The organism is Micromonospora sp. NPDC049151, from assembly GCF_040648395.1.
In the GTDB taxonomy this organism is placed as follows: Bacteria; Actinomycetota; Actinomycetes; order Mycobacteriales; family Micromonosporaceae; genus Micromonospora.
In genome coordinates, this window is sequence record NZ_JBEZDP010000024.1 from 49,367 (window position 1) to 65,936 (window position 16,570).

General features: G+C 72.2%; 13 protein-coding genes. 4 read left to right on the top strand and 9 right to left on the bottom strand.

Features of this window, described 5'->3' with window-relative positions:
* The first annotated feature begins 19 nt into the window (after positions 1–19).
* Positions 20–988 carry an alpha-ketoacid dehydrogenase subunit beta gene (locus AB0B20_RS24025; protein ID WP_357473596.1) on the top strand — a complete coding sequence of 323 codons (969 nt, stop codon included), beginning with the start codon at positions 20–22 and terminating at the stop codon, positions 986–988.
* A 14-nt stretch (positions 989–1,002) separates the two neighbouring features.
* Positions 1,003–2,286: a dihydrolipoamide acetyltransferase family protein gene (locus AB0B20_RS24030; RefSeq protein ID WP_357390824.1), complete on the top strand. Its 1,284-nt coding sequence runs from the start codon at positions 1,003–1,005 to the stop codon at positions 2,284–2,286.
* A 77-nt stretch (positions 2,287–2,363) separates the two neighbouring features.
* Here the strand turns inward: AB0B20_RS24030 and AB0B20_RS24035 are convergent, their stop codons facing one another.
* From AB0B20_RS24035 to AB0B20_RS24070, 8 genes are read right to left on the bottom strand one after another with little or no spacing between them, the layout of a single operon-like run.
* Entirely contained in the window at positions 2,364–3,119 is a 756-nt protein-coding gene (locus AB0B20_RS24035) for an SDR family oxidoreductase (RefSeq protein ID WP_357389359.1), read from the bottom strand.
* Positions 3,116–3,940, bottom strand: a complete 825-nt coding sequence (locus AB0B20_RS24040; protein ID WP_357389357.1) for an ATP-binding cassette domain-containing protein — start codon at positions 3,938–3,940, stop codon at positions 3,116–3,118. The genes AB0B20_RS24035 and AB0B20_RS24040 overlap by 4 nt, the downstream gene beginning before the upstream one ends.
* Positions 3,937–4,923 carry an ABC transporter ATP-binding protein gene (locus AB0B20_RS24045; RefSeq protein WP_357389355.1) on the bottom strand — a complete coding sequence of 329 codons (987 nt, stop codon included), beginning with the start codon at positions 4,921–4,923 and terminating at the stop codon, positions 3,937–3,939. The genes AB0B20_RS24040 and AB0B20_RS24045 overlap by 4 nt, the downstream gene beginning before the upstream one ends.
* Positions 4,924–4,928: 5 nt before the next feature.
* Positions 4,929–5,813, bottom strand: coding sequence for an ABC transporter permease (locus tag AB0B20_RS24050; RefSeq protein WP_357473601.1), 885 nt, complete (start codon positions 5,811–5,813; stop codon positions 4,929–4,931).
* A complete protein-coding gene (locus AB0B20_RS24055; protein WP_357389351.1) occupies positions 5,810–6,754 on the bottom strand; it encodes an ABC transporter permease in 945 nt (314 codons plus the stop codon). Before AB0B20_RS24055 ends, AB0B20_RS24050 begins: the two co-directional genes overlap by 4 nt.
* 22 nt (positions 6,755–6,776) lie before the next feature.
* Complete coding sequence (locus tag AB0B20_RS24060) at positions 6,777–8,219, bottom strand: aldehyde dehydrogenase family protein (protein WP_357389349.1); 1,443 nt, start codon at positions 8,217–8,219, stop codon at positions 6,777–6,779.
* Positions 8,216–9,460 carry a M20 family metallopeptidase gene (locus AB0B20_RS24065; RefSeq protein WP_357473604.1) on the bottom strand — a complete coding sequence of 415 codons (1,245 nt, stop codon included), beginning with the start codon at positions 9,458–9,460 and terminating at the stop codon, positions 8,216–8,218. The genes AB0B20_RS24060 and AB0B20_RS24065 overlap by 4 nt, the downstream gene beginning before the upstream one ends.
* Before the next feature lie 11 nt (positions 9,461–9,471).
* Entirely contained in the window at positions 9,472–10,998 is a 1,527-nt protein-coding gene (locus AB0B20_RS24070; protein ID WP_357389345.1) for a PLP-dependent aminotransferase family protein, read from the bottom strand.
* A 185-nt stretch (positions 10,999–11,183) separates the two neighbouring features.
* Between AB0B20_RS24070 and AB0B20_RS24075 the strand changes: the two genes are divergently transcribed.
* Positions 11,184–12,272, top strand: a complete 1,089-nt coding sequence (locus AB0B20_RS24075; RefSeq protein ID WP_357473607.1) for a 3-isopropylmalate dehydrogenase — start codon at positions 11,184–11,186, stop codon at positions 12,270–12,272.
* A 405-nt stretch (positions 12,273–12,677) separates the two neighbouring features.
* A complete protein-coding gene (locus AB0B20_RS24080; RefSeq protein WP_357389341.1) occupies positions 12,678–14,198 on the top strand; it encodes an ABC transporter substrate-binding protein in 1,521 nt (506 codons plus the stop codon).
* An 898-nt stretch (positions 14,199–15,096) separates the two neighbouring features.
* On the opposite strand, the gene AB0B20_RS24085 is transcribed toward AB0B20_RS24080, so the two are convergent.
* On the bottom strand, positions 15,097–16,551 hold the full coding sequence (locus AB0B20_RS24085) for a P1 family peptidase (protein WP_357389340.1): 1,455 nt from the start codon (positions 16,549–16,551) through the stop codon (positions 15,097–15,099).
* Between the last annotated feature and the right edge of the window lie 19 nt (positions 16,552–16,570).

The following is a 16,570-nucleotide window of genomic DNA, read 5'->3' on the forward strand; positions in this document are numbered from 1 at the left end:
CGATCGGAGAACACGTTTCATGCTCACCCTCTCTCAGGCACTGAACTCAGGCCTGCGCCGCGCCATGGAGGACGACGACAAGGTCCTCCTGATGGGCGAGGACGTCGGCCGGCTCGGCGGCGTCTTCCGGGTCACCGACGGCCTCCAGAAGGACTTCGGTGAAGCCCGGGTGGTGGACACCACGCTCGCCGAGTCCGGGATCATCGGCACCGCCATCGGTTTGGCGCTGCGCGGGTACCGCCCGGTCTGCGAGATCCAGTTCGACGGCTTCGTCTACCCGGCGTTCAACCAGATCGTCTCCCAGCTCGCCAAGATGCGCGCCCGCACCGGCGGCCGTACCGCCCTGCCGGTGGTGGTGCGGATCCCGGTCGGCGGCGGCATCGGCGCGGTGGAGCACCACAGCGAGTCGAACGAGGCGTACTTCGCGCACACCGCCGGGCTGCGGGTCGTCTACTGCGCCAGCCCGGACGACGCGCACTGGATGATCCGCCAGGCCCTCGCCGGTGACGACCCGGTCATCTTCTACGAACCGAAGCGCCGCTACTGGGTCAAGGGCGAGGTGACAACCGCCGGGCCGCCGCTGCCGCTGGACCGCGCCCGGACCGTGCGGCCGGGCACCGACGTGACGCTGCTGACGTACGGGGGCACCGTCGCCACCTGCGTCGCCGCCGCCGAGGCGGCCGCACCGGAGGGCCGCGACATCGAGGTGATCGACCTGCGGTCCATCTCCCCGCTGGACGTGGCGACCATCGAGGAGTCGGTCCGCCGTACCGGCCGGGCGGTGGTGGTCCACGAGGCCCCCACGTTCGCCGGGTTCGGTGCCGAGGTCGTCGCGCAGGTGACCAGCCGGTGCTTCTACTCGCTGGAGGCGCCGGTCGAGCGGGTCGGCGGCTTCAACCTGCCGTACCCGCCCGCGAAGGTCGAGGAGGAGTACCTGCCCGACCTGGACCGGATCCTCGACGCCGTCGACCGCGTCCTGGCCGCGTGAAGGGAGAAGGAGCAGTGACCGTTCAGCAGTTCCGCCTGCCCGACGTCGGCGAAGGGCTCACCGAGGCCGAGATCGTCACCTGGCGGGTCGCGCCGGGCCACCCGGTACGCCTCAACGACGTCATCGTGGACATCGAGACCGCCAAGGCGGTGGTCGAGCTGCCCAGCCCGTACGCCGGTGTGGTGGACCGCCTTTTCGCCGAGGAGGGGCAGACAGTCGAGGTCGGCTCGCCGATCATCGCGATCCGGGTGGCGGGCGACGGCCCGGCCGCCGACGAGCCCGCCGCCGCGCCGCCCGCCGACGAAACGTCCGCCGACGAGCCGCCCGCGGAGCGCACCGCGGTGCTCGTGGGCTACGGGGTGTCCGCGCAGGCCCGGACACGCCGGCCACGTCGCACCCCGTCCGTCCGTCCGGCCGACACCTCCCGCCCGGCGCACACGTCCCGGCCGCCGGTGCTCACCAAGCCGCCGCTGCGCAAGCTCGCCAGGGACCTCGGTGTGGAGCTGGCGGACGTGCGCGGCAGCGGCCCCGACGGCCGGATCACCCGCCAGGACCTGCTCGACCACACCACCGGCCCGGCACTGGCGGCCGACCACCGCCGGGACGAGCGCCTGCCCGTGCGCGGGGTCCGCAAGGCGACCGCCGCCGCCATGGTCGCCAGCGCGTTCACCGCGCCGCACGTCACCGAGTTCCTCACCGTCGACATGACCGGCACCGTGGAGTTCGTGGACCGGCTGAAGCAGGACCCGGCGTTCCAGGGGGTGAAGGTCAGCCCGCTGCTCGTGGCGTCCCTGGCCCTGCTGGACGCGATCCGCCGGCACCCGGACGTCAACGCCCGGTGGGACGAGGAGAACCAGGAGATCGTCCGGTTCGCCGACGTCAACCTGGGTATCGCCGCCGCGACGCCGCGCGGCCTGCTGGTGCCGAACATCAAGGCCGCGCAGAACCTTCCGGTACGGGACCTCGCGGTCGCCCTGAACGAGCTGGCGGCCACCGCGCGGGAGGGCCGCACCCGTCCCGCCGACCTGGCCGGCGGCACCGTCACCATCACCAACATCGGTGTGTTCGGGGTGGACGCCGGCACCCCGATCCTCAACCCCGGTGAGGCGGCCATCCTCTGCCTCGGCGCGCTGCGCCGGATGCCGTGGGTGGTCGACGAGCAGGTCGTCCCCCGCTGGACCGCGCAGTTGTCGCTGTCGTTCGACCACCGGCTGGTGGACGGGGAACTGGGCAGCCGGGTACTCGCCCACGTCGGGCGGTTCCTGGAGGATCCGCTGTGGGGCCTGGCCCTGCGCTGAGGCCGGCAGACGAACGGCGCGTGGACGGGACCCGGGTCCGTCCACGCGCCGTCGTCGTACGAGCGGCCGCGTACGCGTCAGCCGGCCGTGGTGCCGCCGTCGAGGACGAGCGTGTGGCCGGTGACCATCCGCGCCTCGTCGCTGGCGAGGAACACCACCGCGTCGGCGGAGTCGCGCGGCGTCGCCATGCGGCCCAGCGGGATCGACGCCCGGAAGTTCTCCCGCGCGCTGTCCGGCACGTCGCCCATCCCGCCCAGGAACGCCGAGAGCATCGGCGTCTCGGTCGCCGCCGGGGCGATCGCGTTGACCCGGATGCCATGCGGCGCGAGTTCCAGCGCCAGCGCCTTCATCAGGCCGATGACGCCGTGCTTGGCTGCGGTGTACGGCGCGTACCGGGGACGGGCGATGACGGCCTGGAGGGACGCGGTGAACACGATCGCGCCGCCACCGGCGGCGATCAGCGCGGGCACGGCGGCCTGCGCGGTCCAGAACGCCCCCTTGAGGTTGACGTCGATGACGCGGTCCAACGTCGCCTGGTCGACCTCGTCGACCGGGCCGGTGAACGGCGTACCGGCGTTGGCGTGCATGAGGTCGAGCCGGCCGAACCGCTCGACGGCGGTCTCCACGGCGGCGCGGCAGTCCTCGGCGCGGGTGACGTCGCAGGCCACGCCGGTCACGGCGGAGCCGAACTCGGCGGCTGCCTTCGCGGCGCGGTCGCCGTCGAGGTCGGCGATGACGACGCGCGCGCCCTCCTCGACGAGCCGGCCGACTGTGGCCAGCCCGATGCCGCTGGCGCCTCCGGTGACGACGGCGACGCGGTCAACCAACCTCATGTGCTGCTCCTGTTGAATCGGTCCAGGAGGTCGCCGCTCAGGGTGGGCACCGCGGACAGCAGCCTCTGGGTGTAGGGGTGCTGAGGGTCGGAGTAGATCGATTCGGTGTCACCCGTCTCGACGATCCGGCCCTGGTTCATCACCGCGATCCGGTCGCACAGGTACCGGACGACGGACAGGTCGTGGGAGACCAGGATCAGGGTCAGCTTGAACTGCTCGGCCAGGTCGGTGAGCAGGTTGAGGATCTGCGCGCGCACCGACACGTCGAGCGCGCTGACCGGCTCGTCGCCCACGATGACCTTCGGCCCGGCCGCGAGGGCGCGGGCGATCGCGATGCGCTGGCGCTGGCCGCCGGAGAACTGGTGCGGGTAGCGGGTCACCGCCTCCTCGGGCAGGCCCACCGAGTGCATCAGCTCGGCCACGCGGGCCCGGTGGTCACCGGGCAGGCGCAACGCGCGCATCGGCTCCGCGACGATGTCCGCGACGCGCATGCGCGGGTTCAGCGACGACATCGGGTCCTGCAACACCATCTGCACGTCGCGGCGCAGGAACCCGAGCCGCCGCTCCGGCAGGCCGCTGATCCGCTGCCCCTGGTAGAACGCGGCGCCGGAGGTCGGCTGGTCGAGGGCCATGAGGATGCGCGACAGGGTGGACTTGCCGGAGCCGCTCTCCCCCACGATGCCGAACGCCTCGCCCTCGTGGACCTGCACGCTCACGCCGTCGAGCGCGCGGATCGGCTGTCCCGGCGTACGCAGCGACCGCCGCGGGGCGCGGTACTCGCGTACCACGTCGACGGCTTCCAGCAACGGGGTGGTGGTCATGCGCTGGCCTTCCCGCTTCCTAGGGGCTGGTCGCTCTCGATCGGGTGGTGGCAGGCCGCCCGCTGGGTGCTGCCGGGCGGCGCGGTCAGCAGCGGCACGGTCCGGCAGACGTCGTCGGCGCGCGGGCAGCGGTTGCGGTACACGCACCCGGTGGGGAACGACCCGAGCGACGGAACCCGGCCCGGGATGGTCGACAGCCGGCCGCTGCCGTCGGTGCTCTCCAGCACCGTCGACGCCCGCAGGCCCGCCGTGTACGGGTGCCGGGGCGAGTCGAACACGGTGGCCACGTCGCCGTGCTCGACGATCGAGCCGCCGTACATGACGAGCAGTTCCTGGCAGATGCTGGCGACGACGGGCAGGTCGTGCGTGATGAGCAGCAGCGACGCGCCCTCCTCTCGCACCAGCGTGTCCATCAGCCGCAGCATCTCCGCCTGCACGGTGACGTCCAGCGCGGTGGTGGGCTCGTCAGCGATCAGCACGGCGGGGTCGCAGGCCAGCGCGATCGCCAGGACGACGCGCTGGCGCTGACCGCCGGAGAGCTGGTGCGGGTACTTGCGCGCGGTGCGGTCCGGTTCGGGCAGCTGGACCCGGTCGAGCAGCTCGACGGCGCGGGCGGCGGCCGCCCCGCGGCTCATCCCCTTGTGCAGCCGCAGCGACTCGGCGACCTGGTTGCCGACCCGCATCAGCGGGTTCAGCGCCGTCATCGGCTCCTGGAACACCATGGCGATGTCGTTGCCACGGACCGCGCACATCTGCTTGTCGGACAGGTCGAGCAGGTTACGGCCGTTCAGCAGCACCCGCCCGGACGCCGTCACGCCGTGCGGCAGCAGGCCCATCAGCGCGAGCGCGGTCAGCGACTTGCCGCAGCCGGACTCGCCGATGAGCCCCATCCGGCGGCCCCGCCCGATCTCGAACGAGACACCCTTGACGGCCTGGATGTCGTGGACACTGACGACGAGGTCCTCCACCACGAGCCCGCTCATCCCGGTCACCGTCCTCTCAGCCGCGGGTCGAGGGCGTCGCGCAGCCCGTCGCCCATGAGGTTGAAACCGAGCACCGACAGGGCGATGGCCAGACCGGGCCAGACCGCGAGCATCGGCTGTACGACGAAGTAGTTCTGCGCCTCCTGGAGCATCCGGCCCCAGGTGGGGGTCGGCGGCGGGGTGCCGTACCCGAGGTAGGACAGCGCCGCCTCGGCGAGCACCGCGTGCGCGAACGACACCGACGCCTGCACGATGAGCAGGGCCGCGATGTTCGGCAGCACGTACCGCACCATGAGCACCACGCCCCGGCGGCCGTAGCTGCGCGCCGCCAGCACGAAGTCGCTCTGCAGCACCTGCATCGCGCCGGCCCGGGTGAGGCGGCCGAACACCGGGACGTTGGCGACGCCGATGGCGATCATGCCGGTGAGCGTGGAGGCGCCGAAGCCGGCCGCCAGGATGATCGCCAGCAGGATGGCCGGGAAGGCGAAGACGATGTCCAGCCCCCGCATCACCGGTTCGCTGAGCCAGCGCCCACCGCCGGCGGCGAGCAGACCCAGCGGTACGCCGATCGCCGCGGCGATCGCGACGGCGACGACACCGACGAACAGGGTGGTCCGCGCGCCGACGAGCAGCTGGCTGACGATGTCCCGCCCGAAGTGGTCGGTGCCGAGCCAGTAGTCGCCGCCCGGGGCCAGCAGGGTGTTGGCCGGGTCGACCCGGGTCGGGTCGTACGGCGTCCAGACGAACGACACCAGCGCGGTGAGGACGACCAGGCCCACCAGGGCGGCGCCGATCACCAGCGTGAGGTTCCAGCGGCGGCGCGGCTTGACGGGGCCGGACGCGACGACGTCGGCGGTGGCGTCCGGTGGGGCGTCGGCGACTGATGTCATGCCTTGCTCCTCAGCCTGGGGTCGACCGCGTGGTACACCACGTCGACCAGGAAGTTGATCAGAAGCACCGCCGCCGTGAGCACCATGACCGTGCCCTGCACCTTCAGCAGGTCGCGGTTGCCGACGTCCTGCAACAGCATCCGGCCGAGGCCGGGCAGGCCGAAGACGTTCTCGATCACGACGGTGCCGATGAGCAGCGTCGCGAGTTGCAGGCCGAGGACGGTGATGACCGGGATGGCGGCGTTGCGCAGCGCGTGCCGGGTCAGCGCCTGCGAGCGGCTGAGTCCCTTGGCCCGCGCGGTCTGGATGAAGTCCTCCTGCATGACCTCGACCACCGCGGAGCGGACGTAGCGCATCAGGATCGCGCCCTGGGCCACGCCGAGGGCCAGGGCCGGCATCAGCAGGGCCTGGACGGCGTCGCCGACGTCGTCCCAGCCGGTGAACCCGCCGGCCGGCAGCCACTGGAGTTTCACCGCGAACACGGTGATGAGCAGGATGCCCAGCCAGAACGAGGGGACCGCGATGCCGACCTGGCTGAACGCCGACAACGCCGTACCGATGGCGGTGCGGCTCTTCACCGCCGCCAGGATGCCCAGCGGCACTGCGATGAGCAGCGCCAGCGTCATCCCGGCGAGGATGAGCGGCACGGTGACGCCGAGCTTGTCGGCGATCTCCGAGCCCACCGACACGCCGCTGAGCGGCGAGACGCCGAAGTCACCGCGGATCAGGCCGCCGGCCCAGTCGAGGTACCGCTCGGTGAACGGCCGGTTCGTCCCGAACTGCTCCCGCAGCGCCTCCAGCGCCTCCGGCGTGGCGTTCACGCCGAGCATCGCCTGCGCCTGGTCGCCCGGCAGCAGCGCCAGCATCGTGAAGACGAGGACGGACGCGGCGAACAGCGAGACCGCGAGGATGGCCAGCCGCCGGACGAAGTAGATCACCATGCGTGTGTGCTCCCACTCCGAGTCATGGCCTGATCATCACCATCTTGGTCACGGTCAGCTCCTCCATGGCGAAGCGCGGTCCCTCCCGGCCGATGCCGGAGTCCTTGACGCCGCCGTACGGCATGTTGTCGGCGCGGAAGCCGGGCACCTCGTTCACCAGCACCCCGCCCACGTCGAGGCGGCGCACGACGTCGAGGGCGACCGCCAGGTCGCGGGTGAAGACAGCGGCCTGGAGCCCGTAACGCGACCTGTTGACCAGCTCGACCGCCGCGTCCATGTCCGGCACCGACCGGACGCAGACCACCGGGCCGAAGATCTCCTCCGCCCAGCACTCGGCGTCCTCGGGGACGTCGACGAGCACTGTCGGTTGCAGCACCCGGCCCTGCGCCGTACCGCCGGACAGGCAGCGCGCCCCGGCGGCGACCGCGCGGTCCACCCACGAGTGGACCCGCTCGGTGGACGCCTCGTCCACCAGCGCGGACACCCGGGTGTCGGCGGACCGGGGGTCGCCGGTGGTGACAGTGGCCAGCAGCGGCCGGAGGCGTTCCAGCAGCGCCTCGCGGACCGGCTCCTCGACGATCACCCGCTGCACGCTGATGCACGCCTGGCCGGAGGCGTAGAACCCGCCCCGTACGACGGCCTCGGCGGCCCGGTCGAGGTCGGCGTCGCGGCCGACGACGAGCGCCGCGTTGGACCCGAGTTCCAGCAGCACCTTGCGCGGGGCCGCGGCGCGGGCGATCTGGTGGCCGACGTGCGCCGAGCCGGTGAACGACACGGCGGCGACGCCGGGGTGCGTGGTCAGGAGCTTGCCGACCTCGACGCCACCTGTGACGAGCTGGACCCCGGCGGCCGGGCAGCCGGCCCGGCGGAACAGGTCGACGAGCACCAGGGTGGCCAGCGGCGTGTTCGGCGCCGGCTTGACGATCACCGGACAGCCCGCCGCCACCGACGGGGCGACCTTGTGGGCGGCCAGCAGCAGCGGGTAGTTGAACCCGGTGATGCCGACGACGACACCGACCGGGCGGCGTACCCAGAAGCCGAGCATGCCCTCGCCGGACGGCTGCATGTCCAGCGCCACCGTCTCGCCGGTCAGGTGCCCGACCTCCTCGGCGGCCGTCTCCAGCGTGACGAGCGTGCGGGCCACCTCGACCCGGCAGTCGACAAGCGGCTTGCCGGTCTCCAGGACCAGCAGCTCGGCGAGGTCGTCGGCGCGGGCGCGCACCTCGGCGGCGACTGTCGTCAGGATCGCGCGCCGCCGGTGGCCGGGCAGGGCGGCCATCTCCGCGGCGACCCCGAGCGCCGCCTCGACCGCCTTCTCCGCGTCGGTGGGGTCACCCCAGGGCGCCTGGATCACAGTGCTGCCGTCGTACGGGAACCGCACCGGGGCGGTCTGCGCGGTGGTGGTCCAGTCCGCGCCGATCGGCAGCCCGGCGGGCAACGCGGTCAGCAGCTCCCGCGCGGTCACGACGCCGCTCCCGCCCGGGCGCCGGTGGCGCCGGTGAGGAAGGCGAGCGCCGCGTCGGCGTACACCTTCGTCTTGCGGACGATGTCGTCGACCTCGACGTACTCGTCGGGCTGGTGGGCGATCCACTTCGGGCCCGGGCCGTACACCACGTTCGGGATGCCGCTGTCACGCCACAGGATGGTGCCGTCGGTCGCGCCGGGCACGCCGCCGAAGACCGGCTCGGCGCCGGTGACGGCGCGGTGCGCGCCGGCCACGGCAAGCGAGATCGGGTGGTCCTCCGGGGTGACCGCGCACGGCCTGTCGTCGACGACCTCGACGGCGAAGGTGACGCCGTGCCGGGCGCCGATGGCGTCGGCGTCGGAGCGGACCCGCGCGGCCAGGGCGGCGTGGTCGACACCGGGTACGGTCCGGCAGTCCACGCCGAGCACGGCGCGGCCGGGGATGACGTTGAGCTGGTCGGCGGAACCGGCGTCCAGGACCGTGGGGGTCAGGTACGTCGGGCCGAGGTGCTCGTGCTCACCCGGGTCCGCCTGCAGCTCCTGCTGGAACCGGCCGAGCGCGGCGACCAGCTCGGCGACCGCGGGCACGGGGTTGCGGCCGTGCTGCGGCATCGCGCCGTGCGCCATCTTGCCGGTACAGGTGACGAGCAGCCGGACCGCGCCCTTGGCGACCGCGCAGATCTCCTCCGCCTCCGGCTCACAGATGATCGCGGCGTCCACCTCGCGGGCCAGCGCGGTCGTGGTGAAGTGCTTCGCGCCGAGCATCTGGCCCTCCTCGTCCACCAGGGCCGCCACCACGATCCGGCCCGGGAACGGCCCGGCCAGCTCGACGGCCCGGGTCGCGTGGATCATCGCGGCGACACCGGCCTTCATGTCGGCGGAGCCGCGACCGTACAGCCGCCCGTCGACGATGTCGCCGCCGAACGGGTCGACCGTCCATTCCGCGGGAGAGCCCTCGGTGACGACGTCGGTGTGCCCCTCGAACATCAGCGTCGGGCCGGGCAGACCACCGTCCACCACCGCGACGACGTTGGGGCGCCCGGGAACGACCTCGGTGACCTCCGGCCGCCACCCGAAGCCCCGCATGACCTCCGCGACGAGTTCCGCCACGGGCTGCTCACTGCGCCCGCGCTCCGCGTCCCAGGTCGAGGGGATGCGGACCAGGTCCTGGGTGAGCGACACGACGGCTTGCTCGTCGACGAGATGGCCGGCGCGGAGTGAGGCATGGGTGTCCGACGTCATGGCGTCGGAGGTTACGAACTCCGACCCCGAAGGGGAACGTCCAGTTTCCGGGCCGGCGGGGGTACCAGCCCTGGCCGGACCTGGTCTTCTACGGCCGCGGCGACCCGCCGCACCCCCTCGTCGATGCGGTCCAGCGGCATCACCTGGTACCCCAGCCGCAGGTGGTGACGCGGCGCGGGCCGGGCGGCCCAGTACGGCGCCCCGGGGTCGAGCAGGACACCCTGCCGGCGCAGCTCGCGGGCGAGTTCCCCGGCGTCCAGCCCGGGCGGGCCGGTCAGCCACCGGGCCAGCCCGCCACGCGGCACCGGCTGCGGGCCCCAGCGCACGTGCCGCTCGACCGCCCGCACCATCTCCTCGTACAGGCCCTGATAGTGCGCGCGGACGCGGCGTACGTGACGGGCCAGGTCCCGGCTGGCGATCATCTGCGCGAGGGCCCGTTGCATCGGGCCGGGCGGGTGCCGCAGCACGTAGCGGGAGCGGGCCCGCATGGCGTCCACCAGCGCCGGGGACGCCACCACGTAGCCGAGCCGCAGCCCGGGCGCCAGCAGCTTGCTGAAGCTGCCGAGGTAGACGACGCGGTCCTCGTCGTCCAGCGCCCGCACCGCCACCGCGGGCATCCCCCGGAACGTCATCTCCGGGTCGTAGTCGTCCTCGATCACCACCGCGTCCGCCGCGCCGGCCCGGCGCAGCAGCTCCTCCCGCCGGGACGCCGACATGGTCGCGCCGGTCGGATACTGGTGGCTCGGCGTGACGTACACCAGCTGGGCGCCGTGCAGGTCGGCCGGCAGGTCCTCGACGACCAGGCCGTCCTCGTCGACCCGGCCGGGCACCACGTCGGCGCCGGCCATCTGCATGATCGTCCGCGCGTCGGGGTAGCCCGGGTCCTCGACCAGCACCACGCTGCCCGGCCGGACCAGGACGCTCGCCAGCAGGTGCAGCGCGTGCGTCGAACCCAGCGTGATCATCACCTGGTCGGGGTGCGCGGAGATGCCGCGCGCGGGCAGCACGTGCTCGCAGAGCTGACGCACCAGCTCCGGGTCGTCGGCCTGGCCGGCGTCCCCGATGACCCGGGACAGCCCGTCCTGCCGCAGCGCCTCACGCTGCGCCCGTTCCCACGCGCCGATCGGGAACATGCTGGGGTCGGGCTGGCCGACCACGAACGGGAACGGCGCCCGCGCCCAGGCCGGATCCCGGTGCACAGGCGTGGGGGGCGGTTCCGGCAGCCGCGACTCCCAGTCGATCGGCCGCATCGGCGAGCGGGCGGTCCGCCGCGCGGCCCGCATCCGCACCACCGCGTCGGAGGAGACGTAGAGACCGCGCCGCGGGACCGTCACGATGAGGCCCTGCTCCATGAGCCGGTCGTACGCGGTCAGCACCGTGTTCCGGGAGACGCCGAGCGACTCGGCCAGGCGGCGCGTGCTCGGCAGCGGGCCGTCGTCGTACTGCCCGGCGAGGATCGCGTCCTCGAGCCCGGTGATGATCTGCTCGTAGAGCGGAACCGTGCTCTGCGGGTTGACCGGCAGCAGGAAGTCCGCCACCTCGACCTCCCACTCCCGCGGGGGTCTCGCCCAGTCCCGTCGTCGCACGCCTCGCACACGCCATCCGCGTCCCGCTGGTACTAGCCTAGCCGGAGACCTGGACCTGTTGCGGAGGGCCCGTTCCCGCCACGCTTGGCCGGGCGATGGCAGGTGACGGTCTCCTGCACGCGGACAGGGGTGGACTAATGAGCGCCCAGCGAATCGCGCTGGTGCCCGGCGACGGCATCGGACCGGAGGTCACCGCGCAGGCGGTCAAGGCGTGCGACGCCGCCGCCCGACGGTTCGGGCTCGACCTGGTGTGGGAAGACTACGAACTCGGCGCGGACTACTGGCGGATAACCGGCCAGGTCGTGCCGCCGGACGTGGAACAGGAACTGGCCAAGGCGGACGCCATTCTCTTCGGCGCCGTCGGCGACCCGTCGGTGCCACCCGGCGTGCTCGAACGCGGCCTGGTCATCCACCTGCGGACCGCATTCGACCAGTACGTCAACCTGCGGCCGGTGAAGCTGCTGCCAGGCGTGCCCTCGCCCATCGGCGGGCTGCGTCCCGAGCAGTGCGACCTGGTGATCCTGCGGGAGAACACCGAGGGCGCCTACGTCGGCGCCGGCGGCTTCATCCACCGGGGCGGGCCGGACGAGATCGCCACCCAGGAGTCGGTGAACACCCGCAAGGGTGTCGAACGCCTCATCCGGCACGGTTTCCGGCAGGCCCTGGGCCGCCGGAAGCACGTCACGCTGGTGCACAAGGCGAACATCCTGACGTACGCCGGCGACCTGTGGCAGCGGACCTTCGAGGAGGTCGCCGCGGAGTACCCGGACATCGAGGTGGACTACGTGCACGTCGACGCGATGTGCCTCTACCTGGTCACCCAGCCGGAGCGGTTCGACGTGGTGGTCACCGACAACCTGTTCGGCGACATCATCACCGACCTGGGCGCGGCCGTGCAGGGCGGTCTCGGCCTGGCGGCCAGCGGCAACCTCAACCCGACCGGGTCGGCGCCGAGCATGTTCGAGCCGGTGCACGGCTCCGCGCCGGACATCGCCGGCCGGGGCTGGGCCAATCCCGCCGGCTCGATCCTCAGCGCCGCGCTCATGCTGGAGCACCTGGGCCACCCGGACGCGGCGCGCAGCCTGGAGGACGGCGTGAAGGCGGTCCTGCCGCGCCTGGGCGCCATGCGCGGGCCGGAGATGGGCATGTCGACCGAGGACTTCGGCGACGCCGTCGCCGCCGCCATCGCCGACGGCGCGTACCAGGCGGAGGCGCTGCCGGCGTAGCGCGTCATCGGCTGATCGAGGTGGCGGCGGGGTGGACCCCGCCGCCACCTTTTTCGCCTGGCACCCCGGCTGGACGGGGTCGGGCGTACGGGGACGTGGGCAGCGCCGAACGGCCACCTCCCGTACGACGTCGCGGGCAACGTTCGGGGACCTCACGGACGGACCTGGCGTGCCCGCCGAAAACCGCATCTCACCTGCTGAGAGCCGTTCGTGGCGGTGTCACCGCGTGTTCCCGCGCCCGTTGCCGCCCGGCCGCCCGAAACCGGGCCACCGCTGGCTCCCCGGGCGACGATTGGTACCTGCCCACCCCGCTGAACTGGCCCTTTTGCATCGGGTACCACGCTCCTAGTGTCCCGGCTCACAGGCTACGAGCGCCCTTGGCGTTCTTCGCGATGGGACACACGAATGAATCGGCTGAAGATAACGCTGCCCGCCGTGCTGCTCGCCACGGCGCTGGCTCTGACCGCGTGCAGTAGCGATGGCGACGACTCGGAGACCACCACCGGGGGTGGCTCCGGCAACGGCACCGTCACCCTCGGCGCCTACCTGGAGCCGGTGAGCCTCGACCTGACCGCCGAGGCCGGCGCCGCGATCCCGCAGGTCCTGCTCTACAACGTGTACGAGGGCCTGGTGCGCCAGAACGCGGACACCGGTGAGGTGGAGCCGCTGCTGGCCAGCGAGTGGAAGGTGTCCGACGACGGCACCAAGTACTCGTTCAAGCTCCGCGACAACGTCACCTTCCACGACGGTCAGAAGCTCACCGCGCAGGACGTGGTGTGGAGCTTCAAGCGGGTGACCGCGGAAGGCTCGACGAACCCGTTCAAGTCGCAGATGACCGTCGTGAAGACCGTCGAGGCGCCGGACGCCACCACCGTGGACGTCACGCTGTCCCGCCCGAGCCAGAGCTGGCTGTTCGACGTCGCCGGCCGCGTCGGCGTGGTGCTCAAGGAGAACGCCACCGACCTCGGCACGAAGCCGAACGGCACCGGCCCGTTCAAGTTCGACAAGTGGAACCGCGGCGACAGCATCACGCTGGCCCGCCACGACGGCTACTGGGGCGAGAAGGCGAAGGTCGCCTCCGCCGTCTTCCGCTACATCACCGACGCCAACGCGCTGAACAACGCGATGCTCTCCGGTCAGCTCGACATCGTGGCGAACATCCAGGCGCCGCAGCTGCTCGAGGTGTTCAAGGGCAACAAGCAGTTCGAGGTGGTCGAGGGCAAGACGACAGGTGAGGTCGTCCTGGCCATGAACAACGGCAAGGGCCCGCTGGCCGACGCCCGCGTCCGCCAGGCCATCCGCCACGCGATCGACCACGACGCGCTCATCAAGACCGTCTGGTCCGGGTACGGCACGAAGATCGGCAGCATGGTGCCGCCGAGCGACCCGTGGTACGAGGACCGCACCGGCGACTTCCCGCACGACCCCGCCAAGGCCAAGCAGCTGCTGGCCGAGGCCGGCCACGCGAACGGGCTCACCCTGACCATGGACGTCCCGCCGCCGGGTTACGCCCGCGCGTCGGCGCAGTTCGTCGCCTCGCAGCTGAACGAGGTCGGCATCAAGGTGACCCAGAACAACGTCGAGATGCCGCAGTGGCTCGACAAGGTGTTCGGCAAGGCCAACTACGACCTGTCGATCATCGCCCACGTCGAGCCGCGTGACCTGGTCCGCTACGGCGAGCCGGGCTACTACCACCGCTACAAGAACCCGGCCGTCACCCAGCTCATGCAGGAGGCCGACACGGCCCTGGACGCGGCGACCCGGGACAAGAAGTTCGCCGAGGCCGCGAAGGTCATCTCGCAGGAGGCCGCCAGCGACTGGCTGTTCCTGCTGCCGAACCTCGCGGTGATCCGGGACGGCGTCGAGGGTTACCCGAAGGACGCGGTGACCCAGTCGTTCGACGTCACCAAGGTGTCGAAGAAGTAACCTGCTCCACCCACAGAAGGACCTGGTAGGGCTCCCCAGCCCACCAGGTCCTTCTCGCATTCCCACCCCACCCGCCCCGCCCTCCGCCCTCCGCCCTCCGCCCTCCGCCCTCCGCCCTCCGCCCTCCGCCCTCGGCGATCTTGCAGTTTCGGCCCTCGGCGCGCGAGGTTCACCCCTTTTGCCGGGGCACAAAGTGCAAGATCGACGACTTCGTCCGGTGACCCACGCCCCGGCGCACCCGTGCTCTGACGCGCGTCCGTCGATCATGGAGTTGTGGCGCCTGGAGTGTCCCGTAAGCGAGATATACGAGGTGCCACAACTCCAAGGTCGACGAAGCTCGCCCGAGATCGCGCGCAGATGCGTCCTGCGGAATCAGTAAGGCCCGCGATTCGCGGTCGGGCAGGCACGCCTGGAATGAGGCGACGCGCACCAATGACTGTGCACAGAGCCCGTCGTACGGGCGAGCCCGCTGTCGGCGCGAGGCCCGCCCGAGATCGCGGACAGACACGGCCGCCTCGGCTCAGGACGGGGCCGGGGACTCGCCGCCAGGCGGGGAAGCCGCGGCTGAACGGTGGACGCGGTCCCGATGCCCGTCGGCCTCGAAGCGCTGCCACCTGCCGGCCGAGGTGTCCCGCACCCACTCCCGCCGCCGCTCCCTATGCGCCCGAGCGCGCCCCACCGTCGTCGATCATGGAGTTGTGACGCCCGGAGTGCCCCGTGAGCGAGGTATGTGAGGTGCCACAACTCCAAGGTCGACGAGGCGCACCCGCAATCGGGGACGACGTCTCCGTCGGGCGGGCGCGCCGGGAACGACGCGAGGCGGGCCCCGTCCGTGTGGACGAAGCCCGCCTCGATCGTCAGGCGCCTACAGTCGCGGCGCCGGGTGGGACAGCGTGTGTCAGCTCAGCCGGGCGGTGGTTGCCCGTCGGCGACCCCGCAGGTGCATGCCCAGCAGGCCGACGCCGAGGATGCCCGCGGCCAGCAGGCCCGTGGTCACACCCGTGGAGAGCGTGGGGCCACCGGTGTTGCCGGAGGCGAGAACCATGCCGTTCTGCGACTCCTGCTCCGTGGTGTTGCCCGCCGGAGCGGCCTTCGGCTTCGGCTTGGGCTTGTCCTTGCCGTTGTCGGCAGCGGCCGGCGCGGGGACCGGCGTCTGCTGCAGCGCCTGGGTGGCCTGAGCGAAGGTCTCCGGCGTCACGTCGGGGGCGTTGCCCTGCGTACGCCACTGCTTGAGCTGCTTCATGCCCTTGCAGGCCGAGGGGTAGCGGTCACAGTAGCTGGTGGTGTTGCCGATGCTCTCGGACGAGAGGACGGCCTTGGCAATGGCGCGGGCCAGCGTGCTGGCACCGGCGTTGAAGATGGCGTTCAGCTGACGGGTGTCGGCCGGGTCGTTGATCTGCAGCGCCTCGCCCTTGCCGGTGGAGACGGCGAAGACGGTGTCACCGTCGCCCAGGGTGTGGATCGGGCTGATCGCGCGGGCCATGCCGTCGTGCGCGTTGCCGGACATGCGCTGCGCGGCGGCCTTCTCCAGCGGAGCGTTCGTGGCGACCACGGCGATCGTGGTGTTGGCCGGCTGCTGGGCGGCGGTGCTCGGCGGGTTGCACTCCTGCTTCTTGGGCGCCTTGTACCCGGCGAACTCGTTGCCGATGCCGAACTTGACGCCGTACAGGGTGCAGTCCGCCGGGTCGACCGGGGAGCCGGCCGGGTTGACGATCACCATCGCGCCGACGTAGATGCCGTCGCCGAGGTGGACACTGGCGGTGCCGACGCCGCCACGCAGGCCGCCACCGCGGGCACCGGTGCCGCCACCGACGCCGCCCTGGCGGACCGGACCGTCCGAGGTGGCCTGCGCCGCGAGGTAACCCCACTCGGCGGAGGTGCGCGCCTTCGGGTCACCGCCGCGGCCGAGGTCGAAGATGTCCGCGGCCGGCACGATCGGGGCCACGCCGCCGGCGCCGACGCGTACGCCCTCGCCCCGGTCCTCCAGCCAGCGGATGATGCCGTTGGTGGCCGACAGCCCGTACATGCTGCTGCCGCCGAGCTGGATCGCGTTGACGCCCGGGTTCGAGTTGAGCGGGCTGAGCAGGTCGGTCTCCTTGGTGGCGGGGGCGCCACCGCGCTGGTCCACACTGGCCACCGACATCTGCGGCATGTAGACGACCGAGGTGCCGGTCAGGTACGGAGCGGTGTCGGACTGCACCTGGCCGACCTGGATGCCGGGAACGTCGGTGATGGCGTTGTGGGCGCCCGGGGCGCCGGCGGCGGGGTTGGCCGACGCGGGCGACGCGACGAGCGCGAGTCCCGGGACGACCAGGGCTGCCGCGGCGATCGCAGCGAATCTGGACGACTTCATGCAGCTTCTCCTATGCGAA

Bases quoted from the DNA above. Each gene is read 5' to 3' on its own strand.
- AB0B20_RS24075 (WP_357473607.1), top strand. From the start codon at position 11,184: ATGAGCGCCCAGCGAATCGCGCTGGTGCCCGGCGACGGCATCGGACCG.
- AB0B20_RS24080 (WP_357389341.1), top strand. From the start codon at position 12,678: ATGAATCGGCTGAAGATAACGCTGCCCGCCGTGCTGCTCGCCACGGCG.
- AB0B20_RS24025 (WP_357473596.1), top strand. From the start codon at position 20: ATGCTCACCCTCTCTCAGGCACTGAACTCAGGCCTGCGCCGCGCCATG.
- AB0B20_RS24035 (WP_357389359.1), bottom strand. From the start codon at position 3,119: ATGAGGTTGGTTGACCGCGTCGCCGTCGTCACCGGAGGCGCCAGCGGC.
- AB0B20_RS24065 (WP_357473604.1), bottom strand. From the start codon at position 9,460: ATGACGTCGGACACCCATGCCTCACTCCGCGCCGGCCATCTCGTCGAC.
- AB0B20_RS24045 (WP_357389355.1), bottom strand. From the start codon at position 4,923: ATGAGCGGGCTCGTGGTGGAGGACCTCGTCGTCAGTGTCCACGACATC.
- AB0B20_RS24050 (WP_357473601.1), bottom strand. From the start codon at position 5,813: ATGACATCAGTCGCCGACGCCCCACCGGACGCCACCGCCGACGTCGTC.
- AB0B20_RS24055 (WP_357389351.1), bottom strand. From the start codon at position 6,754: ATGGTGATCTACTTCGTCCGGCGGCTGGCCATCCTCGCGGTCTCGCTG.
- AB0B20_RS24085 (WP_357389340.1), bottom strand. From the start codon at position 16,551: ATGAAGTCGTCCAGATTCGCTGCGATCGCCGCGGCAGCCCTGGTCGTC.
- AB0B20_RS24040 (WP_357389357.1), bottom strand. From the start codon at position 3,940: ATGACCACCACCCCGTTGCTGGAAGCCGTCGACGTGGTACGCGAGTAC.